This is a genomic window from Clostridium sp. CCUG 7971, assembly GCF_017590215.1.
GTDB lineage: Bacteria > Bacillota > Clostridia > Peptostreptococcales > Peptostreptococcaceae > Faecalimicrobium.
Window position 1 is genome coordinate 1 of the sequence record NZ_JAFFPK010000108.1, and the last position, 24,440, is coordinate 24,440.

The 24,440-nt window shown below is 28.9% G+C and carries 19 protein-coding genes and 1 pseudogene; 4 read left to right on the forward strand and 16 right to left on the reverse strand.

Going from position 1 to position 24,440, the window contains the following annotated elements; translation table 11 throughout:
- Positions 1-38: 38 nt before the first annotated feature.
- The 7 genes and pseudogenes from JWF52_RS13625 to hypB all read right to left on the reverse strand — a co-directional run bounded on the left by JWF52_RS13625 (position 39) and on the right by hypB (position 8,055).
- A pseudogene (locus JWF52_RS13625) lies at positions 39-883 on the reverse strand (sialate O-acetylesterase).
- A gap of 172 nt (positions 884-1,055) precedes the next feature.
- Complete coding sequence (locus JWF52_RS13630) at positions 1,056-1,289, reverse strand: CD3324 family protein (protein ID WP_353654948.1); 234 nt, start codon at positions 1,287-1,289, stop codon at positions 1,056-1,058.
- Between the two features lie 144 nt (positions 1,290-1,433).
- Positions 1,434-2,879 carry a DEAD/DEAH box helicase gene (locus JWF52_RS13635; RefSeq protein ID WP_208334091.1) on the reverse strand — a complete coding sequence of 482 codons (1,446 nt, stop codon included), beginning with the start codon at positions 2,877-2,879 and terminating at the stop codon, positions 1,434-1,436.
- Positions 2,880-3,341: 462 nt separating this feature from the next.
- On the reverse strand, positions 3,342-3,683 hold the full coding sequence (locus JWF52_RS13640; protein ID WP_208334108.1) for a hydrogenase maturation nickel metallochaperone HypA/HybF: 342 nt from the start codon (positions 3,681-3,683) through the stop codon (positions 3,342-3,344).
- 26 nt (positions 3,684-3,709) lie between these two features.
- A complete protein-coding gene (locus tag JWF52_RS13645) occupies positions 3,710-4,645 on the reverse strand; it encodes a DUF5692 family protein (protein ID WP_208334092.1) in 936 nt (311 codons plus the stop codon).
- A 25-nt stretch (positions 4,646-4,670) separates the two neighbouring features.
- Entirely contained in the window at positions 4,671-7,355 is a 2,685-nt protein-coding gene (locus tag JWF52_RS13650) for an FAD-dependent oxidoreductase (protein ID WP_208334109.1), read from the reverse strand.
- A gap of 31 nt (positions 7,356-7,386) precedes the next feature.
- Entirely contained in the window at positions 7,387-8,055 is a 669-nt protein-coding gene (gene hypB / locus JWF52_RS13655) for a hydrogenase nickel incorporation protein HypB (RefSeq protein WP_208334093.1), read from the reverse strand.
- A gap of 281 nt (positions 8,056-8,336) precedes the next feature.
- On the opposite strand from hypB, the gene JWF52_RS13660 reads away from it, so the two are divergent.
- Together JWF52_RS13660 and JWF52_RS13665 are read left to right on the forward strand one after the other, a co-directional pair.
- Positions 8,337-8,933, forward strand: a complete 597-nt coding sequence (locus JWF52_RS13660; protein ID WP_208334094.1) for a TetR/AcrR family transcriptional regulator — start codon at positions 8,337-8,339, stop codon at positions 8,931-8,933.
- Between the two features lie 226 nt (positions 8,934-9,159).
- The gene (locus tag JWF52_RS13665; RefSeq protein WP_208334095.1) at positions 9,160-10,083 is read left to right on the forward strand and encodes a DUF5692 family protein; all 924 of its coding nucleotides are present in this window, start codon (positions 9,160-9,162) and stop codon (positions 10,081-10,083) included.
- Between the two features lie 135 nt (positions 10,084-10,218).
- Here JWF52_RS13665 and JWF52_RS13670 read toward each other — a convergent pair whose 3' ends face one another.
- From JWF52_RS13670 to lacG, 4 genes are all read right to left on the reverse strand, one after another.
- A complete protein-coding gene (locus JWF52_RS13670; protein ID WP_208334096.1) occupies positions 10,219-12,072 on the reverse strand; it encodes a beta-galactosidase in 1,854 nt (617 codons plus the stop codon).
- A gap of 66 nt (positions 12,073-12,138) precedes the next feature.
- Positions 12,139-13,836 carry a PTS lactose transporter subunit IIBC gene (locus JWF52_RS13675; protein WP_208334097.1) on the reverse strand — a complete coding sequence of 566 codons (1,698 nt, stop codon included), beginning with the start codon at positions 13,834-13,836 and terminating at the stop codon, positions 12,139-12,141.
- Between the two features lie 27 nt (positions 13,837-13,863).
- On the reverse strand, positions 13,864-14,178 hold the full coding sequence (locus JWF52_RS13680; RefSeq protein ID WP_208334098.1) for a PTS sugar transporter subunit IIA: 315 nt from the start codon (positions 14,176-14,178) through the stop codon (positions 13,864-13,866).
- 44 nt (positions 14,179-14,222) lie between these two features.
- Positions 14,223-15,626, reverse strand: coding sequence for a 6-phospho-beta-galactosidase (gene lacG, locus JWF52_RS13685; protein ID WP_208334099.1), 1,404 nt, complete (start codon positions 15,624-15,626; stop codon positions 14,223-14,225).
- Between the two features lie 389 nt (positions 15,627-16,015).
- Here lacG and JWF52_RS13690 point away from each other — a divergent pair, with 389 nt between their 5' ends.
- Together JWF52_RS13690 and JWF52_RS13695 are read left to right on the forward strand one after the other, a co-directional pair.
- Positions 16,016-16,783 carry a DeoR/GlpR family DNA-binding transcription regulator gene (locus JWF52_RS13690; protein WP_208334100.1) on the forward strand — a complete coding sequence of 256 codons (768 nt, stop codon included), beginning with the start codon at positions 16,016-16,018 and terminating at the stop codon, positions 16,781-16,783.
- Between the two features lie 27 nt (positions 16,784-16,810).
- On the forward strand, positions 16,811-17,506 hold the full coding sequence (locus tag JWF52_RS13695) for an HAD family hydrolase (RefSeq protein ID WP_208334101.1): 696 nt from the start codon (positions 16,811-16,813) through the stop codon (positions 17,504-17,506).
- A gap of 119 nt (positions 17,507-17,625) precedes the next feature.
- Here the strand turns inward: JWF52_RS13695 and JWF52_RS13700 are convergent, their stop codons facing one another.
- The 5 genes from JWF52_RS13700 to JWF52_RS13720 all read right to left on the reverse strand — a co-directional run bounded on the left by JWF52_RS13700 (position 17,626) and on the right by JWF52_RS13720 (position 24,235).
- Positions 17,626-20,793 (reverse strand): DEAD/DEAH box helicase, encoded by a 3,168-nt coding sequence (locus tag JWF52_RS13700; protein WP_208334102.1) that lies wholly within the window; start codon positions 20,791-20,793, stop codon positions 17,626-17,628.
- Positions 20,794-20,966: 173 nt separating this feature from the next.
- The gene (surE, locus tag JWF52_RS13705) at positions 20,967-21,722 is read right to left on the reverse strand and encodes a 5'/3'-nucleotidase SurE (protein WP_208334103.1); all 756 of its coding nucleotides are present in this window, start codon (positions 21,720-21,722) and stop codon (positions 20,967-20,969) included.
- A 188-nt stretch (positions 21,723-21,910) separates the two neighbouring features.
- A complete protein-coding gene (locus tag JWF52_RS13710; protein WP_208334104.1) occupies positions 21,911-22,726 on the reverse strand; it encodes a histidinol-phosphatase HisJ family protein in 816 nt (271 codons plus the stop codon).
- Between the two features lie 163 nt (positions 22,727-22,889).
- The gene (locus JWF52_RS13715) at positions 22,890-23,483 is read right to left on the reverse strand and encodes a hypothetical protein (protein WP_208334105.1); all 594 of its coding nucleotides are present in this window, start codon (positions 23,481-23,483) and stop codon (positions 22,890-22,892) included.
- 128 nt (positions 23,484-23,611) lie between these two features.
- Positions 23,612-24,235 carry a GyrI-like domain-containing protein gene (locus JWF52_RS13720; protein WP_208334106.1) on the reverse strand — a complete coding sequence of 208 codons (624 nt, stop codon included), beginning with the start codon at positions 24,233-24,235 and terminating at the stop codon, positions 23,612-23,614.
- Positions 24,236-24,440 lie beyond the last annotated feature (205 nt).

Here is a 24,440-nt window from a genome sequence, read left to right on the forward strand (position 1 = left end):
AAAATCATACCCACAATTATATTCAAATATAAACTTTATTAACTATTAATTTCTGACATTTGAAGTTGATACTCTTCTAACGATATATGACCACCAGCGAATTGATTTTCTAATATCGCCATTCTTTCAGTTTTTGTTAATGTTCTTTTAGTATCAATATTGATAGCATTTTCCTCACCTTTAACAGGTTCTAGTATATGTTGATGTTTATCATATGCTTCAAAGTATCTAAGTCCAAATATTCTTTGAGAAACTGCATTTATATGAATACCATCAGGGTTTGGTGTTAGTCCTGATGCTGTTACAAAGTAACAATTATTATTATTTTCAGCAAATCTTAATAGCTCTCCGTTAGTTTCTGTGTATTCTAGAAAATACGCACCTAAAATCCACTAGCTAAATAATCCCCCATTCCACCTATAATAATAGGTATCTCTGGCTCATCTAATTCTTCACGAAATGCATCAACAATTTGTGAAAATTTTTCATTATAATATTTATATTTTTCTGCAACAGAATCACTTTCACCTTGATGCCATAGTATTCCATCTAACTTACTACTTTGCTTAGCTAATTTTACTTGTAAAACAGCATGTTTAAATAATGGACCATCTACTGACCAATCATCTAAACTTGTTCCACCATCGGCACAAGGTATTAATCCAATTTCTTTATTTTCATTTTTGTTACACCACGCTACAGCAAAAGAAGCTGCAGGACCTACACCTGCATATGGTCTATCATAGTGTATTGGTTCCATCATTATTTGCCATCTTCCATTACACAATACTTTTATACGTTCATTACAAATTATAAGAACTTCTTTTATAAATCCACGTCCGGCCATATTAGACTGACCTACTAGTAAAAAAGAATGTATCATTATTTTTCTCCTCGCTACTTAAAAATTTTGTAATTTTAATATGATTTTATTTTATAATTTATAACACGATAATAATACCATTAAAAATAATTATAATTATTCTTTCCTATATAAAACCACTCATTTAGTAATGCTAATAAAAAAGAGACTCTACCAAAATGGCAAAATCTCGTTACTTTCTAACTATTTTTCTTACTGAATCATATGATAAACAATACTTTTGAGCAATATCAATTATTGAAACTCCCTTTTTATATAAGTTGATTATCTCAGTATTGCATTTCTTATAATATTTTCTTGAGCCACTATTTTCTCCCCATTTTTGTTTCTTTCCAGACACGGGAATATATAACAGTTCTCCATCTACATAATTTAAAATTTCATCCAATAATTCTTTTGGAAGCACATCGTAAGATAAAAAAATCTATCCACGGGCTATTTTTTTAATAAAAAAACACATTGGTAAATTTATCAATGTGTTTCGTGGTTTTAACTGTATCATATAATATCAAAAAGTAAAGTAATGGACATACTTCATTAATCTTATGCATTACATCTCTGCTTTAGTTACTTTTCGTGGTCTACCTTTTATATTTTTTGTTTGTAATGCTTTTAGTACCATCTCACCTTTGTTATTTAGTACTTCAACATAAGTAGATACATCAAGTACACTTATAACACCAATGTCCCCAGCACTCATACCTTCTATACTACAAAGTGTACCTACTATATCAACAGGCCTCATCTTAGTCTTTTTACCAGCATTTATGTGTAACTTCATGATTTCTTGGCTTAGATTTGCACCTTTATCTTCTTTAACCTTTTGTCTTTGCTCTAACTTCTTATCAAATTCAGGCTTTAAGCTCATAACAAGTCTCTTACCTGGTTTCATTTTCATTGTTAATTCTTTACCTGTATACGAGTATATTTCAAATATACGTCTTTCATCAGATTTCATAACAAAGGTAATAGCTCTTCCCTCTTTACCTGCACGACCTGTTCTTCCGATTCTATGGACATAGTTTTCCCTTAAGACAGGTACGTCATAATTTATTACATGAGTGATGTTGTCTATATCTATACCTCTAGCAGCTACATCAGTTGCTATTAAGTATCTAAAGTATCCTTTTTTAAAGCTATTCATTACTTTAATTCTCTCATCTTGTTCCATACGACCATGTATTTTGTCACATGGATATTTAAGTTTTGTTAATTCATTGTACAGCGATTCTACCTTAGCTTGAGTATTACAGAAAATCACACAGCTATCTGGGTTTTCTACTGTTGTTATGTCTTTTAATAAATTTAACTTCCCTATTTCTTCTACTCTATATCCATCTTGTTGTATTCTATCTACTGTTAAAGTTTTTGCTTTAATTTCTATTGTAACAGGATCTTTCATATATTTTTTTGATAGTGCATATATATCTTCTGGCATAGTTGCTGAAAATAACATAGTCACACGCTCAGCAGGTAGTGCTGATATTATCTCTTCTACTTGTTCTAAGAATCCCATACTAAGCATTTCATCTGCCTCATCTAATACAAGATATTTTATGTTATCTGTTACAAAGTTTCCTTCTATAATATGGTCTATTGTTCTACCTGGTGTTCCAACTACTATATGAGTTTTTTGCTTTAACTCTTTTGCTTGTAGTTCAAAAGGTGATTTACCGTATAGTGCTGGTACTTTTATTCTTTTGAATCTTCCTATGTTAAATACATCTTCCTTAACTTGTATTGCAAGTTCTCTTGTTGGTGTAAGTATTAGTGCTTGTGGTTTGTTTTCATCCCAGTCAACTAATTCACATAGTGGTATTGCAAATGTTGCTGTTTTTCCACTTCCTGTTTGTGATTTTACTAGTACATCTTTATTTTCTAGTGCAACTGGTATTACTTCTTGCTGAACTTTTGTTGGTATTTTGTAGTTTAGCATATTAAGGGATTTTAGTATTTCATTGCTTAGTTTGTAATCTTTAAAGTTTGTGTTTGTCATTTATGTTATCTTCCTTTATGTCATTGTAGTATTTTTATATATTATTCTCTTTCTATTAATCTATATTCTATATCTATCTTTACTAATAAATAATATCATAAAAATCCTAATTCTCCTAATTTGATATCTAGTTCTTGACAAAATTTATTAAGAGCTATATCCCTATAAGTAATTCTGAGGCGTACTATGTCTAAGTGGCTAATGCATATATTTTTACCATATAGTTATAATAAATAATATTTGATATTCAATAATATTTTCATATAAATAAAAAATCCACGATATTACAACTTAAGTAATCTCGTGGATTCCAATTATGGAGACGAATCTCAAGAATCATACACACTATGTCTATATCTCCAGAAAAATTCAAATTCCCAATCCCCATACCATTCCAATATTGACTTTATATCTTCCTATTAAAATGTAGTTACTAAGTTTTTATACTTAGTAACTACATTTTTAATAGGCTACTATTTCCTTAATTATAAACTCTTTTCCACTGAGTAAATCCCACCTTTTACTGCTACAATGAATACATTGTCCGTTATTTTCCTTTACATTAAATACTTTATTGCAACTTTTACATATACCATTTGCAGGTATAACTTCTATTTTTAGCTTCGTATCTTGCAAACTTGTATTATCTACTGCTACTGGAAAACAACTTTCTATATATTTAGGTATCATAGAAGATAACTCTCCTATCTGTAATACCACGCTATCTATTTTTGTTAAATTATTTTCTGATGCTACTTTTTCCACTGTTTTTACAACCTCTATAACTACTCCTAGCTCGTGCAATATTTTCACCTACTCCTGTTTTACGTCTACTTGTTTTCAGCAAGTACATTTCTATAAGCATTAGTATCTGTGTAAATTTCATCCTTTATTGGATTAAGTTTATCTTTTCTTATTTTACTAAATTGATAAACTGCTAAAGCTGCATTAATAATTAAAGATATTAAACTTACCACAAAGAACGCACTCTTGTTATGTGTTGTAGCAACTGGTGCTATTCTATCAGCAAATTGTGGCACAGTCATAACAAACATAATCCAAAGAGCTAATGTTTGAGCACGATGTTGTAACCAAGCACCTCTTTTTATAAAGAAAGTTGGTATAGTACATGAAAGTAGTAACGCCGCACCACAATAAATTGAGTGATCTGATATACAGTTATAAGTATAAGCAAAGTTCCATACATCATAAGCTATAATCCATGTCCATATCATATCTGGCCATATCATATCCTTTGTTTTATCTTTCGATATAAATATCCCATAACAACCACAAATTGTAATTATATTTAATATTCCTGCTATACCATTCATAATATTCCAAGGTCCAGACATTGTCCAAAGATTATCTACAACTCCACCATCAATTAATCCATAAGTAAAAATTTGGAAGTCCCTAATAGAAGCTTCAAATATATTTAACGCTAAAATCACTGCTGGAAGAGCCAATGCCCATTTTTTCTTTTGTAACGATGGAATATATCTAAGAGCCATAAACCAAACACACCCAGCAAGTGCCGAATAAGTTTTCACCCAGTTAAACCAAGTTCCTGTTCCATATTCATTACCTGGTGCTGCTGTAGTTGGCCAGACATAAATAGTTAAAAATGTAGGTACTATTATAAATAATAGTATACCTGCCCATTTTGTTGATCTTCCAAATTCATTGAATGCCATCAATGCAAGTAATACAAATAGGAAAATTCCCCATCCTTCAAAGGTCATTTTTTCATATAAAATTCCCATAATGCACCTCGTATCTATTATATTTTTATTTTACAAATACATCCTTAACTTTCTTTGTTATTATTCTACCTTTTCGTCTTATAATTGTTTTAACTATTGCGGGTTTCATATCTTCATAAGCTAAACCTTCTGCATCATATTTTCTTACTAATGATATAGCATCAAACTTACATTTTGTAGTACATTGACCGCAACCTACGCACATATATTCATCTACAATAGTAGCTCCACAACCTAAGCATCTTTCTGTTTCTTTTTTCATTTGTTCTTCTGTAAAAGTAAGACGTGTATCCTTAAAAGATTCTTCTGCCCCTACATCAGATTTATGATGTGGTTTTTGTCTTGGCATATTGTCGTATGCTTCTAATTGCAAGCTTTCCTTATCAAATTCATGATAATCTCTTCTGTCACGTCCATTTACTAAACTTTGTCCTGGTTGAACAAAACGATGAATTGATATAGCTCCTTGTTTACCTGCTGCTATAGCATCTATGGCAAATCTAGGACCAGTATATGAGTCTCCTCCAGTAAATATATCCGCTTCATTTGTTTGATAAGTAAATCCATCAGCTTTTATTGTATTGTTAGGATTTAACTCTACCTTACTACCTTTAAGTAAATTGCCCCAGTCAATACTTTGCCCCACTGAAATTAAAACGTAATCAGCATCCACTACTTTTACATTAGTTTCATCAAATATTGGAGAAAATTTTCCATTTTCATCAAATACAGAAATACATTTTTTAAATTCTACGCCTACTACTTTCTCATTTTCTACAATTATTTTATTTGGTCCCCAAGAGTTATTTATTACTATTTCTTCTTCTAAAGCTTCTTCTATCTCTTCTTCTAGTGCAGGCATTTGTTCACGACTTTCTAAGCAGAACATATCTACACTATCTGAACCTACTCTTGTTGCATTTCTTGCCACATCTATAGCAACATTACCTCCACCAATAACTACTACTTTTCCATTTAGCTTTATATCTTTTCCTAAATTGACATCACGTACAAATTCTATTCCAGGAATAACACCTTTTGCATTTTCACCTTCTATATTCAATCTTCTACCACCCTGTGCACCTATTGCTAAATAGAACGCTTTATACCCTTCTTTTCTCAATTCATCTAATGTAATATCATTACCTACATCTACACCTGTTTTAAACTCTACTCCCATTTGTCTTAGTATATCTATTTCAGCATTAACTACTTCTTTTTCCAATCTGAAAGAAGGAATTCCTAAAGTTAACATACCACCAAGGGCTTTTTGCTTTTCAAACACTGTTACCTTGTATCCATCTATTGATAAATAATAAGCACATGAAAGTCCAGCAGGTCCACCGCCTATTACAGCAATCTTCTTACCATAATTATGTCTTTTTTTAGGAATAAATCTATGCTCTTCTTTTAAGTCTTGTTCAGCTATAAACCTTTTGATTTCATCTATGGCAATTGGTGAATCTATATCTCCTCTTGTACATGCTGATTCACACTTTCTAGGACAAATACGACCACATATAGCTGGGAATGGATTTTCTTGCTTTATAAGTTGTAAAGCTTCTTTATATCTTCCTTGTGATGCAAGTTTAATATATCCTTGAACAGCTATATGAGCAGGACATGCGCTCTTACATGGACTTGTTCCACTTTCTACCACATCTTCTCTATTAGTTCTATAATCCTCATTCCATTTATCTGGTCCCCAATTAGTATTTCTTGGTGTCTCTTTTCTTTCTATTTTATCTACAATAGGTTTGTTGGAACATAGTTTTTGTCCTAGTTTCAAAGCATTAGTTGGGCAATTTACTACACATTCACCACAAGCAACACACTTATCTTTATCTACTTTAGATACATAATTAGAACGTACCATGTCCGTATTAGCAAACATATTTCCTCCCTTTAGTGCTAAACAAGAACATCCACAACAGTTGCATATAGCATGAGTTTTTCCTGAACCATCTAAGTTTGGTATTTGATGCATTAAACCATTTTCTTCAGCTCTTTTTATTATCTCAAAAGCTTCTTCTCTAGTTATTTCTCTACCTCTTCCTGTTCTTATGTAGTACTCAGCTGCATGACCTAATTGAATACACATATCCTCTTTTAAATGACCACATCCTTCTCCCATACTTTCTCTCGCTGTACGACATGAGCAATCTGATACAGAGAATTTATCACTATCATATAGATATTTTGATATTTCTTCATATGAGGCTCTTCTTGTTTCACCATCTATGGCAGTTTCTATTGGAATAACACGCATAAGTCCCACACCTGGAGGAAAACTTCCTGTAGATCTTGGTCCATTTTCCACACCATAATCATGAAATGCCTTAGGAATTTGTGGATATTTTTTAGCCTGCTCCTTATTATTAACCATCATCTCCATAATTCCTGGTACCCAAGTTTCATACCAGAAAGTATCTACACCATCTATTTCATTAACAAAAACTACCCCTATTTCTGATAATTCTAATAATAACTCTGTGCACCTACCAACACTTTTTCCACATAAAGGTGCCACTTTCTCAGCCGTTGTTTTTTGTCTAATCTTCATACAAAGTAAAACTTCTGCCATTTCATCTGTTACAACTGGCTCTAAAATTTTATAACGTGCATCATTTTCATCAAAGTACCCTCTAGATCCTGGTTTCTTACCGCTAACTTGATTTGCAAATTGAAGAACTTTTTCTTTAACTCCCATCATAATCCTCCCCCAAAATTTAAGTCTTATATTACTGATTCCATACTTTTATTTCTTTTCTTATCCAATTAACCCATTCATCCATACCTTCACCAGTTTTAGCTGATATTGGTATAACCTCTATATTTGGATTTAATTTTTTAATATATTCTCTAACTAAATCTAAATCAAAGTCAAAATACTCCATAGCATCAATTTTATTTATTAAAACAACATCTACTATAGAAAACATTAATGGATATTTAAGAGGTTTATCATGTCCTTCTGGTATGCTAAGTATCATAGCATTTTTTGAAGAACCAGTATCAAATTCTGCTGGACATACTAAATTCCCAACATTTTCTAATATTACAAAGTCTAAGTCCTCTGTTTCAAGTTCTACTAAACCTTGTTTGGTCATATCTGCATCTAAATGACACATTCCACCTGTATGTAGCTGTATTACTTTTGCTCCTGTTTTTGAAACAGTATTAGCATCAACATCTGAATCTATATCAGCTTCCATAACTCCTATTTTTATTTCATCTTTTAATGCCTCGATAGTTCTTAAAACTGTTGTAGTCTTACCTGAACCTGGAGAAGACATTAAATTTAATAAAAAAGTATTATTTTTCTTTAAATCTCCTCTAAGCAAGTCTGCTTGTTTATCATTGTTTTCAAAAACGCTTTCCTTTATCTCAATCACTTTATATTTTTCCATAAAATTCCCCCTTAATATTTCTAATCAATCATTTAATTTTGCTTAATTTCACAGCACTTATTTGTTAATTTTATAACATTTTTAATTACAGAATTAATTTCACCGAATCTAATTCTGTAATTAAAATATATCAGTTTTAACATATTTTGTAAATATATACTTATAGTTTTCATTTATTTTCTTTCACAACTTTTCATTATATATTCGCTTTTTTTATGATATACTAAATAATTATATAATTTACTGTATTGATATTGCAGTGCTATAGAAAGGTATTTGTCATGAAAAAATTAACTAATAGACAAAAACAAGCTATTGCAACCAAACTTAGAATTACTCAAGTAGCCACTGAACTTTTTAAATTAAATGGCTTTGATAGTGTGAAAATTCAAGATATTTGCCAAGCTGCAGAAATTTCAACAGGAGCTTTTTACCATCATTTCAAATCAAAAGCAGAAATAATTAATACAGCTTATGAGCAAGTTGATATTCTAGTAATGGATCGAGTTGAAACAATAAGTTTTTGTTCAAATCTTGATAAATTACTATTTTTATTAGGTGAAGGTGCTAATATGATGGAGGAACTTGGCTGGGTATTTGTAAGTGAAATATATAAAAATTTACTTTCAATAGAAGGAAAGTATTCTACTAAGCCTGACCGTTATATAGCATTAGAAGTTAAATCTATTGTAGAAGATTCACTAAAAAATGGTGAATTGGATAGTTCTATTTCTTCATTAGATTTGACTATGATAATTATGAGAATATCTAGAGGTACTATATTTGACTGGTGCCTTCATGAGGGAAGTTATAATCTTAAATCTAGAATGGAATTTGAATTAAACTTAGTTCTTTCTAATTTCATAACTCAAAACTAGATGGAAAGAGTCGCTAATAAGGCGACTTTTTTAATTTTAAAGTATTTAAACTGTCTAGGATCTATCTATAACTATATTCATATCTTTTCCTAAATATGATAAATACTAAAAATTCATACTTTTCAATAAATACCAAATTTTTCACAATATGTTTCGTTTTCTAACTAAAAATGCTACAATAATCCTGATTCAATACTTTATATATTTAATTGAGGGGGTTAAGATTATGTTTTTATTTGAATCACAACCAATTACCAATTGGCTTATGTTATTTTTAGTGTTCATTTTATTAATTATATTAAACGAAATTGGACGCCGTTATAAATGGGGTGGGGTTTTTCTATTTATAATATTACCAATCATTCTTACATTATTTGTATGGCCTAATACTACTAAAGGTACTAGTGTGAATGACTGGTTTCACTACGCAAAAGTTTATTCTGCTTTAGCAGGATGTATCGGTTTTTGGCTAATACGTCACTTAAAAGATGCTACTAGCCATAAATGGGTTTTATATTTTCCGCCATTAATTCTTGCAATTAATATTCTTGAGGCTGTTTCTCGTGATTTCCAAATTGGTTCACTAGGACTTACAAAAGAAGTATTCGAAGGAATAATGTTGTATAGTGGTTCTTGGAACTACTTAAATGGTATTGCAGGCATCTTAAATATAATTACAATCACAGGTTGGGTAGGAATCTGTATTAGTAAAGATAAGAGCAAAGATATGTTATGGCCAGATATGTGCTGGTTCTGGATTATTGCTTATGATCTTTGGAACTTCGCATATACTTATAACTGTTTAGGTGATCATGCTTGGTACTGTGGTATTGCATTACTAATCGCACCAACTGTAGCTGCCTTTACACTTAAGAAAGGTGCTTGGTTACAACATCGTGCACAAACCCTTGCTCTTTGGTGTATGTTTGCAATGACGTACCCTGCATTCATTGATGAATCACAATTTGCTGTTAAATCAACACAAAATCCAACTGCATTATTTATTATAAGTTTAATTGCACTTCTTGCTAATGTAGCATTATTTGTTTATATGATCTACAAAGTAAGAAAAACAAAACTAAATCCATACAAAGGTGAGCTTTATACAGATCTAAAGTGCTATGAAGAGGTAAAAGCCTTTGCTGAATAATAAAAAAATCAAGCTTTGCAGGAATCTGCAAAAGCTTGATTTTTTCTTCTATATTAAAAGCTTATATTATTTTTTATCATCTATCAATTAGAATACCCTGATTTACTTTGTCTAATAATTGATTCAAGGATAGACCTATAGCTCTCTTTCAGCAGTAATATATACAACATCTAAACCTGTTGTATCAACTGTAAATGCTGCTTCTCCTTTTTTATTTTTAACATTAACAATCTTAACATCAACAGTACCGTCTGTCTTACCTAATGTTACTTTATAATTTCCTGACTCTTTGGCAGAAAGTGTTACAGTTACTGTTCTATTTGTACTTCCTGCTGAACCATTTCCACTATTTGAATTTCCAGGGAAGTGAAGTACACCAAGAGCCTTTGCATCTACCCCTTCAAGTACATCTAAAGTAGGTTGCCCTTGATTTCCTTGACCATTACTTATTTCTTTTATTTCCATAAATATATTTGTTGTCATATCTTTTGTAACTGGTAATCCTGAATGAATTAGTTCTTTGTTGCCTTCAAGTACTTTAAGCATTGTTTTAACAGTTCCAAGAACTGGCTTTGGATATTTTGTTCCATTCGCTTCAAAGTTATTATATAGTTCTCCATAACAATATAAACCTATTCCTTGACCACCTCTAGCTATTGTCTGTGCTGTAATCTGCTTTGAAACACTTCCATCATTCATCGTTGCACTAATTTCTGTCGGAAATAAAATAGGAAATCCTGTTGCATATGTATTTTTTGTATCTCCATTTTTATAAGTATTATAAACTGTATCAAGATTTTTATATAATGAACTAGCATTTCCATAGAACATACTTCCTATCATATCAACACTCTTGTAGAAATCCATAGTAGTTCCATCATTAGAGTATCTATCATCTCTAATATTATTTTGTTCTGTATACCCACTTTGAGTATTTGTAGTAGTAGGCTTATAAGGATCACCTTTATGAAGAGCATTACTAAAACATTTCCATAGATTATTTATTGTCTCTGCACGGAACTTGTTATCATCTTTACCAGCATTTTTCGGATCAGCCTTATACATTTTTTTCAGTTCTTTATAATATGGATTTTTATCATCTCCACTATCAACATAGAAATTAAATCCTTCTTCATTTCCAATTTGATATCCTACAATATTAGGTGAATTTACAAAGTTTTTACCAAGTGCTTCTAAAGCATTTGTAATTCCTTTAAATACCGTTGGATGCCAATATTCTAGGAAATTTTCAATTCCTGCATGATTTCCACCATGCTCATCTCTATCAGCTCTAATATCTGCTGAAGATGTAAAATTATTTCCCCACTGCATAGATAATGCATAATCACGACCATCAATATTATGTTTATCAAAATTATATCCCCAGAAATTATCCATTTCTCTTGGAATATTATCTGTTTGACTGTGGAAGAAAATTACAAGCTCTGTCTTTAAACCATTTTTAGCTGCAAGATCTGTCACATGATTTAAGAAAGTAAAATCATATTGTCCTTGTACAGGCTCCCAATCACGCCAATATGTCATCAGCTGAACTGTATTAAAACCAATATTTTTCATATCTGAAAAATATGAATTCCATTCATCATCAGTAACTTCTTTAAAATCATCTCCTACATCAGCTGGATTTGGACTCATCTGTCCATTGTCATCTACACGAGTATCCCACCATCCTGTTTCTATAGCTAATGGATAATATGGCTCACCATTAACATAATAAGCTACCTTTCCATTCTCTAGCTTTACCATAGCAACTGGATGATCTTTAGCTTCATCTTCAGTCACTATCTTAACATCTTGCTTGATAAGATTTTCATCAAATATTGTATCATAAACCTTCTTTAATCCCTCTTTGTCAACATACTTTTCTAGTTTATCATACGGCAATCCAGCAGCCTCTGCTTTATAAGATCCAACCATAAATGTTGAAAGACATACAAGCATAAAAAAAGATATTATTTTTCTTCCCATATTCCCTTTCATCCCCCTTTTATTATTATGTTATGACTGAATATTTATTGTATAACTAAGCTTATTTTACTTTCCTATTTGACTTATTACAAAATCAACAGCCTTTTTAGGATCTCTTGTTAAATGGATATACTCAGCTCCTTTTGTAGCTGCTAATTTAATTCCCAGACGATCAGTATCTTGCTTTATATCATCATAGTAAGAACCAACTTGTGGCGCTAGAATTATCATATCAAAATTTTTCATAATTTCGTAATGTGAACCATATGCTCCAGCTGATGATGATATAGGAACATTACAATCTTTTGCACCTTCTTCTAAAGCATTTGCCAACATAGCACTAGTTCCTGCCCCTGCACATAAAACTAATACATTTATACTTTTTTCTACTTTATCTGCTAAATTTGAACCAACTTCTGCTTCAACTTCACTAGTACTTAAAACAACTTTAGCTTCTACTTCAGCCTTTTTATTTTCTTCTTTCTCTAATTTTATATTCTCTAATTCTACTTCTAAGAGATGTGTATCATACGCTCTACAGAATGGTAAGTATATGATAAAGTCTACAATAATTAAAACTGCCATTAATACGACTGCCCATAAGCTAAATCCTGTACCTAATATTAGTCCCATTGGAGCTGGAGTTGCCCATGGTAGAACATACATAAAACTATTCATCCCAATTACATCTACAAAGAATTTAAATAAACAAACATTTACAATTGGTGTTAGTAAAAATGGTACAAAGAAATATGGATTTAATATAATTGGAGCTGCGAAAAGTAAAGGTTCATTTACCGCAAAGCATACAGGTACTACTGAAGCTTTACCAACTGTTTTTAACTGTTTAGACCTTGCACATAATAAGAATATAAAAGGTACAATTAAAGTAGCTCCTGTTCCTCCCATTGTTCCTACAAAGTTGCCTAATCCAGCTGTTAAAACATTTGATGCATGTTCTCCTGCATTGACTAACTCTAGGTTTGTTGCAACATTTGCATATATAATAGCAGCTATTGCAGGCTCTACTATAGATGGACCGTGAACTCCTACAAACCAGAAAAATGCCATAGCTCCCCATATTATTGAAATTCCTAAATATCCATCTGCTGCTGTAAATAATGGTTGTAAAAGATTTATAATAGCTTCCGCAAAAGAAGTTCCTACAGTACTTCTAACAGCTAAATCAATACAAACCATTGCTAATACAGAAAATCCAAAAGGAAAAATATCCTTAAATGTTTGAGAAATTGTTCCCGGAACTTCTTTTGGCATTTTTATAGTTATGTCTTTTTTTACACAAAACTTATAAATATTAACAGTAATAAATGCTGATACAAACGCAGCCATAAGACCCTTTGTACCCATGTAATCAGTAGAAAAACCACCTTCTATTTGATTAACACTTAAAAGTAAAAATCCTACTATTGATGCTAACATAGTTGAAGTAGAGTTTATAACTTTATTCTTTGGCATAATTCTATTCATCGACTCAGTTAAACATCTAGCTGTAGTTCCAGCAACTAATAATCCTACTACTCCCATTGAATATCCATAAACCTTCCATAACCAGTTAGAAATATTATCCGGCCAATAAAATCCAAATGAATTTGGAACTGCTGCAATTAATATAAATATACTTGAAAATAAAATAACTGGCATGGCTGTCAAAAATCCATCTCTAATAGCTGATAGATAAATATTTCTAGAAATCTTTTCAAAAAACGGTTTACCCTTTTCAATTTGCTTTATTATAAAATTCATAGAAAAATCCCCCTATTAGATTGTTTTTTACTTTGTTTTTTTATAAAGCTCAACAAAATCTTGAACAAGATCTCTTAATAAAAGAGTTGTCATTAGATGATCTTGACCATGAATAAATATTATACCTAAATCCATGCTTTTTCCTGAAGCTTCTTCTGCTAGCATTTTAGTTTGTGCATTATGAGCTAATGAAAGATTTTCGTCTGCATCTTTTAATTTTGCCTCAACATTATCAAACTTACCACTTCTAACTTCTTTTAATAATTCCATTAATGAGCTTCTTGCATCCCCTGCATAAGCAACTATCTCAAATCCAAGCATTTGTAATTCTTCTCTGTTCATATCAATTCCTCCTAGTAAACATTCAATGTAATATTTTTATATTTTTATATTATTGTTTTAGTTTCGCTAACACGCTTATACCAATATGCAGATTCTTTTGGATATCGTCTTTGAGTTTCAAAATCTACATAGAATAGACCATAACGCTTGTTATATCCATTTGTCCATGAAAATAAATCCATTAAAGACCAAAGGAAGTATCCTTTTACCTCTACTCCATCAGATATTGCATCACTGATTGCTTCTAGATAAACTTTTATGTAGTCTATACGTTGTTTATCCATTATTACTCCATTATCAAATTCGTCCTTATACCCCATACCATTTTCTGTTATATAAATTTTATTGTAATTAGGATAATCATTTTTAATTCTCATAAGAATATCATACATACCTTCAGGGTAAATTAACCAATCCCAATCAGTCCTAGCTAAACCTTCCTTATATACACGTTCTCCTATACCTTTAACTCTATATACCGAACTTCCTTTGTCACCTGTTCCATTATGATAAATCATACTCTCACCATCATATGCTTTAACAAAATGGCATTGATAGTGGTTTATTCCTAGATAATCATTTCTATTAGATGCTTTTTTCATAATCTCAAAATCTTCATCTCTAAAATCATAAGTTGCATTATTATTTTTGCAAATATAATCAATAGCTTCCATAGTTTCATCAGAATAATATCCAAGGTATGTAGCATCTAATAAAAATCTTATTGATAAGGCATCCTCTAGAAAACAAGCTCTTTTATCTTCTTTTGAATCACTATTTGGATATTTAGTTTCTAAAGAATGTACAACACCAATCTCTCCAGGATATTCATTTTCCTTAAATAAATTAACTGTCATAGCATGAGCTAACATCATATTGTGTAGACATTGAATAATTTTAGTAAAATCAAATTTTATAGATGGAGGAAAAACTCCTAGCAAATATTGATTTGTAGCTACTGGATAAATTTCATTAAATGTAGCCCAGTACCTTACTTCACTGAACTCTTTAAAACAAAATTCTGCGTAATCTACAAAAGCACTTATAGTATCTCTATTAAGAAAATCCCCTTTATCAAATAGAGTTTTAGGAGTATCAAAGTGATGTAGAGTTACAAATGGAGTTACATTTCTCTTTTTACACTCTTCAAAAATCCTGTGGTAGTAATCTACTCCCTCTTTATTTACGTCCCCAGTTCCATTTGGAAAAATCCTAGTCCAAGCTATAGATATTCTTATACCATTGACACCAAACTTTTCACATAATTCTATATCATCTGCAAATTTATTATAAAAATCACTTGCAGGGTCTGGACTAAATCTTCCTTGTTTTTCTAAAAATTCATCCCATGCAACAGCTCCCTTACCGCCTTCTTTTGTAGATCCTTCAGCTTGGTATGCAGCTGTAGCACCACCAAATATAAAGTCATCAGGTAATTTTTTGAACATAAGTAATACCCCCTATTTTTTAATTAACAACTTAAGAGTTTTTAAGTACTGTATTAAAAAAACAAGATTTTCTAACCTTGAACTTCTAAACTCTAGAATTAAGCATTCTTGTTTTATTTTGTTTGCTTATATTTTATTTTTGTTTTCTTTTGTTTTAATTTTAACTCTACATTTTTGTTTAGTCAAGCGTTTTCTCGAATCTTATTTTTTTGTATTATAATCTAAATTTTAGCTATATTACTACATTATAAGCATTTGTATCAAAATAAAATACAGCTATTATTTTTTGTTCGTTTTTTGTTTGTTTACATTGACTTACTTTTATTTATGTGATAAATTATGTTTAAAGTTAGAAATAAATTATATTTAAAGTTAGTGAGTGATAAGTTATGTTAAAAAGAGAACGATTAGTTAAAATATTAAACAAAATAAATAATCAAGGTATAGTAACAGTTAACGAAATAATAAACGACATAAATGTTTCTGATATGACTGTAAGAAGATATTTAGATGAATTAGATAAATCAGGCAAAATAATTAGGATACACGGAGGAGCACAAAGTATTTCTTATGCGATAGACCAAGAGCTCTCACACTCTGAAAAGCTAAACCTCCAAATAGATGAGAAAGAACAAATTGCAAAAGTTGCAGCTTCCTATATACACGATGGAGATACAGTTTTTCTTGGTCCTGGAACTACGATTGAATTATTAGCTCATCATCTAATAGATAAACGTATCCGAATAGTTACTAATAACTACCCTGTCTTTGATATACTAAAACAATCTATTTCAGCTGATATAATAATAACAGGCGGTGATTTCAGAAAAAATACAGGAGCACTTGTAGGACCTATTGCAAATTCAACTTTGAAAAACTTAAACTTCACAAAAGCATTCGTAAGTTCAAATGGAATTCATAACGAAGATATTTCAACTTATAGTGTGGAAGAAGGCGAAGCTCAAAGAATAGCACTTAATAATTCAAGAACAAAATACTTAGTTGCAGATAACAAAAAATTAAATAAAGATGATTTTTATGTGTTTTACGACCTACATGATATAGATTATCTAATAACAGATTATACAATCAGTAAAGAAGTAAAACAACACTATGAACAATATGTAGACATAATAGTAGCAGATAGACATAATTAAAATCTAAAAATATAAAGGGGAATAGTTATGAAGGGAATAATTTTTGATTTTAATGGTACAATGTTTCAAGATTCACATTTACATGAAGAGGCTTGGATTTATATGGTAAATAAATACACTAGTGGATCTATGACAGATGAAGATATTTTAATTAATTTACATGGTAGAACTAACAAAGAAATATTAAATCACTTTATATCAAGTTCGCTAACACCTGATGAAATTGAAAAGTTATCTTTCGAGAAGGAAGCATACTATCGTGAGCTTTGTCTAAAATATCCAAAAGATCTTAAACTAACCCATGGTTTAATTGATGTTTTAAATGAACTAAAATATCAAGGAATTCCTATGACCATTGCAACTGCAACAGTTAAAGAAAATGTAGATTTTTACTTTGAAGTATTTAATCTAGGAAATTGGTTTGATTTAGACAAAGTTACCTTTGATAATGGTAGCTTTCCAGGTAAACCAGAGCCTGATATATTCCTAATAGCTGCAGGCAAGCTTAAATTAAAAGCTGAGGATTGTTTAGTTATTGAAGATGCATATTCAGGACTTTTAGCTGCAAAAAAAGCTGGAATAGGAAAAGTAATAGCAATAGATCCATTTAATAAAAATTCTGATTTATTTATTAAAAATCAAATGTGTAAAAATGGGATAATCAATGATTTTACAACATTTTTTAAAGTACTTAACGAGTCAGCTGTAGATATATCTTGTTAGTAAACAGAGTACTGTAAGTAGATTTAAGTAAAAACTACTTGCAGTACTTTTTTATGCACCAATTTCGTAATCTAATTTTATATATATATCTTTTTCATAACTTCACCCCTGTTATATATTTACTTAAATAAATTATAAATATCCTCATCTGATAAACTTCTAAGAGCTCCTCCATCAGATAAATTCCCATCTATTATATTATCGATTAATTCCTTCTTACTTTCCTGTAACATTATAATTTTTTCCTCAATAGTTCCTTTGGCTATAAGCTTAACAACTTCAACTACTTCTCTTTGCCCAAATCTATGAGCTCTATCGCTTGCCTGATTTTCAACTGATGGATTCCACCAAGGGTCAAAATGAATTACAGTGTTGGCAGATGTTAAGTTAAGTCCTGTTCCTCCTGCTTTTAATGAAATTAAAAATACTTTCTTTTCTTTACTTTCATTAAATTCGTCTACAAGCTTTATTCTATCTTCAGCCTTAGTTTGTCCATCTAAATAAAAGTATTCTATATTATTCTTAGATAACTTTTTACCTATGTTTTTTAGTACACTTGTAAACTGAGAAAATACTAATATCTTATTATCTATTTCTATATATTCTTTTATTATTTCTAAACAAGCATCAATTTTAGCACTTTTACCTTTATAATCTTCTATTATTACACTCGGATCTAGGCAAAGTTGTCTTAGCTTAGTTAAATAAGATAATATAGTAATCTTATCTCTAATCTCTTCTTTTTCTTTAAGTTTTCTTTTTATATCATCTACATATACACTATATATTTTTCTTTGTTCTTTACTTAGTTCTACTAAATACTTTCTTTCTATCTTATCTGGTAACTCTTTTATTACTTGCTTTTTAGTTCTTCTTAATATAAACGGTCTTATAATTCTTTTTAGATTTTCTATTTGACTTTCATCTTTTATAAATATTGCATTAAATTTAGATAAACCATATAAATGTCCTGGCATTACAAAATCAAATATTGACCAAAGCTCAAGCAAATTATTTTCTATCGGAGTCCCTGTAAGTGCAAATCTATTTTTAGCTTTTATTGACTTTACAGCATCAGTGCTTATTGCTGTTGGATTTTTAATATTTTGAGCTTCATCTATAATACAATAATCAAAATTAATATCTTCATAATACTCTAAATCATTTCTAAGTGCTCCATAAGTAGTTAATATAACATCATATTCATTAATATTTTTTATTATCTTTTCTCTTTCCTTTTTAACAGAGTGTGCTATTCCTACTTTTAGATTTGGTGCAAACTTATCAATTTCATTTTTCCAATTATGTATAAGAGATGTTGGAGTTATTACTAAACTTTTCTTTCCTTTTTTTGATAATAAAAATGTTATAGTTTGTAATGTTTTACCTAATCCCATTTCATCTGCAAGTATTCCTCCAAAACCACAATAATCAAGTGTTTCAAACCAATTAAATCCTTCTACTTGATAGTCACGAAGGTTAGCATTTAAGTCTTTTGGAAGTTCATATTTTATATTATCAATATTTCTAAATTTATCTACAATAGTTTTAGCATTATCTATCCCTTCTATAATAGGCAACTTCTTCTCTGATATTAAGTTATCTATAAATAATGCCTTACTTGTATGTATTTTCATTTCATCTAATGTATTTGTAAAGCCTAGACTCTCCATTAACTTAAACATTTCTATAGTTTCTCTATCTTCTAAATTTACAAAGCTTCCATTTCCTAACTTATAAAATCTCTTGTTTATCTTAAAAGCATTTATTATGCCTTTATATTCATTTTCATTTACACCTTCAATTTCAAATTTAAATTCAAGATAATGATTAACTTCTTCCCCTAAACCTACCTTTATTGAGCTAGAGTTATATACTTTCTTTTCTTTTAATTTATCTGAATAATATACTTCACCTATATTTTTAAGTCTGTCTATTTCTTTACTTAAAAAATCATATAGTTGAATGTCATTACCTCTAAATATATACTTATCATTATCTTTTTCAAAATAATATGTGTGTAGTCTATATATTGCCTCTTCTTCTTTTTCTATCTCTTTTATTACAAACTTACCTTCATCTTCTCCTTCATATACAAATTTTAAATCACAAGTTATATTTGAATCTTCTAAATCAAAGTAATACTTAACTACTAATCCCTCACTTATGTTTTCTTCAATTTTTTGATCAACTAAAACCTTATTTGATATATCTTTTAGTTTTGGAATCATATTAGTAAGAACTTCACTTACTTCATCTTTTTTAAAGCTTATTTCTTTATATTCATTTAGCACTTTATATAATTTTTTATAATAAATTCCACTTTCTATGCTTAATAAATATATATCACCATCATAAAAAACTACATCACCTCTTTTAGATAATGGAGTAGGTAAGATGTCTTTACTTTTAAGTAATATTTCATCATTTGCCATTTCAAAATCTATATTTATAGGAACTTCTCCGTTTATTATTTTGGGTGTATGATACATATTTTTATATTTAAATTCAAAATCCTTATACTTAAGTATTTCAATAAATCTTCTAACCATATTTCCATTTATATTCATATATCTGTAATTCATATTTGAAGATAAATTAGATAGATTTATACCATACTCTTCAATCATCTCAACTAGCTTCTCATCTTCCTCAGAAAAATAGCTACTAGTAGGATCATATAAAAAATCTATTCCATAAATTATTTCATTTCCTTCTACTCTTGAGTATGCAAATTCTCTAAGGTTTTTTAGTACATACATTTTATCTATTCCTATTTTAAAATCTGCACTTATAGTTCCATCTCCATTAGTTTCTAAACTTACTTCTAAGTTTACTTTTTCCTTAGGTTTACTTTTAAAAAAGTTTAATAAGTCTTTATTCATAAAACCCATATTTCTAGATAGTTTATGTTTATTTTTTACTATAGAAGTCTTTTGTTTAAGATTATTAATTATATCTTTTTTTAATGAGTTTATAACATCTAAAGTTATTGCTACTATATGTTTACATATGGCTGGTTTGTATGGTGTAGTTCTTGATATACAATCTTGGCAATCACACATTGCAGATACTATACTTTTATTTTCTAAGTCCATAATTATATGACTAGTATAAGTACGATTTTGATTTTCTGAATTTACTTGTCCATATATACTTAGAATTTCTTCTTGATTTTCATAATTTACTTCATCTATATATCCATCTTTTAAGTAGTCACTACCTCTACTTAACCTTAGATTGTCTGTATTTTTAATTAATATTTCATTTACTATTTTAAAGTCCACTTTATCACCTGTTTTCTTAAGTTATAAGTTTTATTATATATTTCTTAAATGTATCAATCAACTTTATTATTAGTTATATAATATATCAACTGAAAAATTATAATTAAAATAAAAAACTATATACCTATTGAACAAATTGCTCAACAATGTATATAGTCTCTCAAATTTAAAATCTATAATTTAATTTCTTTTAGTACGTTAATCTTTCCTAAATTAGTCATTTCTATATTTACAGGTGTTATAGATATATATCCATTCTTAACTGAATATATATCACTATCTTCATCTTGTTCTTCGTCTCTAACATCTCCACCTATCCATACATATCTTTTTCCACGTGGACTAAATCTATCTTCTATTACATTATCATACTTTCTTTCACCTAACTTAGTTACCTTAAATCCTTTTACTTCAGTCTTTGGTATGTTCATATTTAATACACAGTCATCTAAAAGTTCTAATTTATCTTTTATACTGTTTATTAAGGTTACTACATACTTAGCTGATTTTCTATAAACCTCTTTTTCTATATTAAAATCATCATAAGATACAGCTATTGATGGCTTATTTTGAATGAGACCTTCTATTGCTGCTGATACTGTTCCAGAATAAACTACATCCGTTCCTAAATTAGGACCATTATTTATTCCACTTAAGACTAAATCTATATTAATATCTTTAAATAGTGCTTCTATTCCAACTTTAACGCAGTCTGCTGGTGTTCCAGATATTGAGTACGCTTTTATGTTTTCATCTATAAATTCATCATTTACCATTATTGGATTATGTATTGTTATAGCATGTCCTGTTGCACTTTTTTGACTTTCTGGTGCCACTACATAAACATTTCCTATAGTTGATAGTTCTTTAGCTAGTTCTATTATCCCATCCGCTCTTATTCCATCGTCGTTTGTTATAAGTATATTCATAATAATCTCCTTGTCTTTTTATTGATTATATTATAAAGCTTTTATTTTTATATGTGTACTTGCTCTATATAACTATAATATAAAACGTTTATTAAAAATAGAACATATACATTAGTTAACAAATAGTTTTATATAAAAAATATAAATTCATGATTCATTTCAATCCGATTTTAATTTAATATAGCGATTTATAAGCTATATATAATATCTTTATTAAGAGTTAAAAACTCAGCCTTTCTTTCTCTATATAAACATACATATTTAAATCCTAGAGATTCTAAAATAGCATAAGACTTATCAAAGTCTCTACATACATCAACAGCTCTATGAGCATCAGATCCTAGAGTAATTATTTTTCCACCAAGTTCTTTGTATCTTTTTAATATATCAATTTTAGGATGTGTTGCATTTAAATTATATCTATAACCAGATGTATTTATTTCGATTCCTTTTCCTGAATCAATTATACTTTTTAATAAATTATCTAATACATCTTTATAATCATTATAAATTATTTTATTATCTTCATACTTTCCATATCTTATTATATAGTCTAGGTGACCATAGGTATCATAGTCGTTAAATTCTTTAGTAGTTTTTATTATACTTTCAAAGTATTTTGTATAAGCTTCCTCTTTACTTAATCCATTAAAAAATTCCGATTGAACTAATCTTTGTTTATCTACTCTATGAGTTGAGCATAATACAAAATCAAAAGGATTTGAATTTAATACATCCTCTATTTTATCCTTTATATAACTTTGATACCCAACCTCTATACCTATTAATATTTCTATATCTTTTTTATATTTTTCTTTATATTTTTGTATTTGCTTAACGTACTCATTACAGTCTAAGCTAAATCCAGTATCACGATACTCTAAATGGTCTGTAAATGTTAAATGTTTAACCCCTATATTTATAGCTCTTTTTATTACATCTCCCATATTATCTTTAGCATCACTTGAAAAATGTGTGTGCACATGATTATCTAATATATTCATCCAAAGCCTCCTTAAAAATTTCTACTTATATATTATAATACTTTTGTAAATTAAAAATTTATATTTATGAAAAATAACTCCTCACTTATAGTAATTTACTACTTAGGAGGAGTCATTCTATATTATTAAAATTTACTTTTATCTAAATCTTTACTAACAATTTTCATTTTATATTTTTATGCATCCTATTGTATTTATCTACTTCAAATCCATATTTTTTATATAAATTTATTAAATCATTTTCTTCAATTATATTTTTATCAGCTACTACTAAGCCTTCTACTAGCTTTATTTCTTTTAGACTATACTTATTTAAAACATTATTTATCTCTTTTATATTAAAATCTAAATTAGAAAGTAGAATGCTTCCATATCCTCTATTGCTTATTCTTGATTTAAAATTATTTATATAAAGCATTGAATAATCATTTATCTTATAACATGTACAGTCCATATGAGCTTTATTTAAACTTCCAGTTAGTAAGATTATATCCATTTGTATTCCTATATCTTTTGAATTAAAATCAATAATATTTAATATTCCTACTAAAAATTTATTTTTATCTTCTTTTATATCTAATATAATATATTTACTTTTATTTGATTTTATATACTTTTTTTTTTTTTTTATTAATTTTATATAGTATTCATATTCATTTAATAAATTTGTGCTTTCTAAATCTAGATTATCATACTTTGTACTTAATTTAAGCTTTTTAATTTTACTTATGTCTTTGTCCATTAAATGCTTCTTCATTTCTTTTATTTTAATATCTAGAGTACACATATCTCCTCCATATAAAATTAACCTTTATTAATTTTATATGGTTAAATAAAAAAAATATGAACTAATCATTCTTAAATATATGATTATATTTTGTATATTTATCCTTTCTCAACCATATAACGAAGAACTGTCTTTAGTTTTGATTGTTCAGTTTTTCTAAAATCTGAAATATATATTTCTCTATGTACCTTACTTCTTAGTGCTAAATTATTCTCTTCACAATATTTTTTCATAACTTTAAATGTCTTTTCTTCTTCATCAAAATGCCCTATATGCATCATTTGAACACATAGACCATCTTCTATAGTTGAAAACTCAACTTTATCTAACAATTTATTTGGCTTTTTCCTTTTAACAATTTTTATTGCATCTTTAAATATATCCTCTGTTACAAATTCAGGTTGTCTTATCATTATAGTATAAATTAGTTCACTTTTATCGAAACTATCTTTATTCCTAGCCTCTTCTTTTAAATCCCATAGACCTTCTAATGGATAAACTACATACTCAAAATATCTAGGTATTTCAACATTATTTCTAGGCATCATTTTTATAGTATATGCAACTGAGTACAAAGCTCCTACTACTTCAGAAAAAGCTTCTTCATTTGGATTGCCTTCTCCTTTTATTTGGATAAATTTCATACTTTCGATATTTACCAGTTCCGCCTTAGTCTTTGGAATATAATATAACTTCTCCTTTTTTCTCCATTCATGCTTCATAATTTATCCTCCTATATAGTAAACTTTATTATAGTAAACTTTGTCTTTATTATATAAATTTCATACTTATTAACTAAAAAAATATTATATATTTTTATATAATGATATCATCAATAAGAAAATAAGTATCATTAACTTACTAAATATATTAAAATATAATTAACAAATTATATTTTAATATATTTAGTAAGTATGCTATTTATTT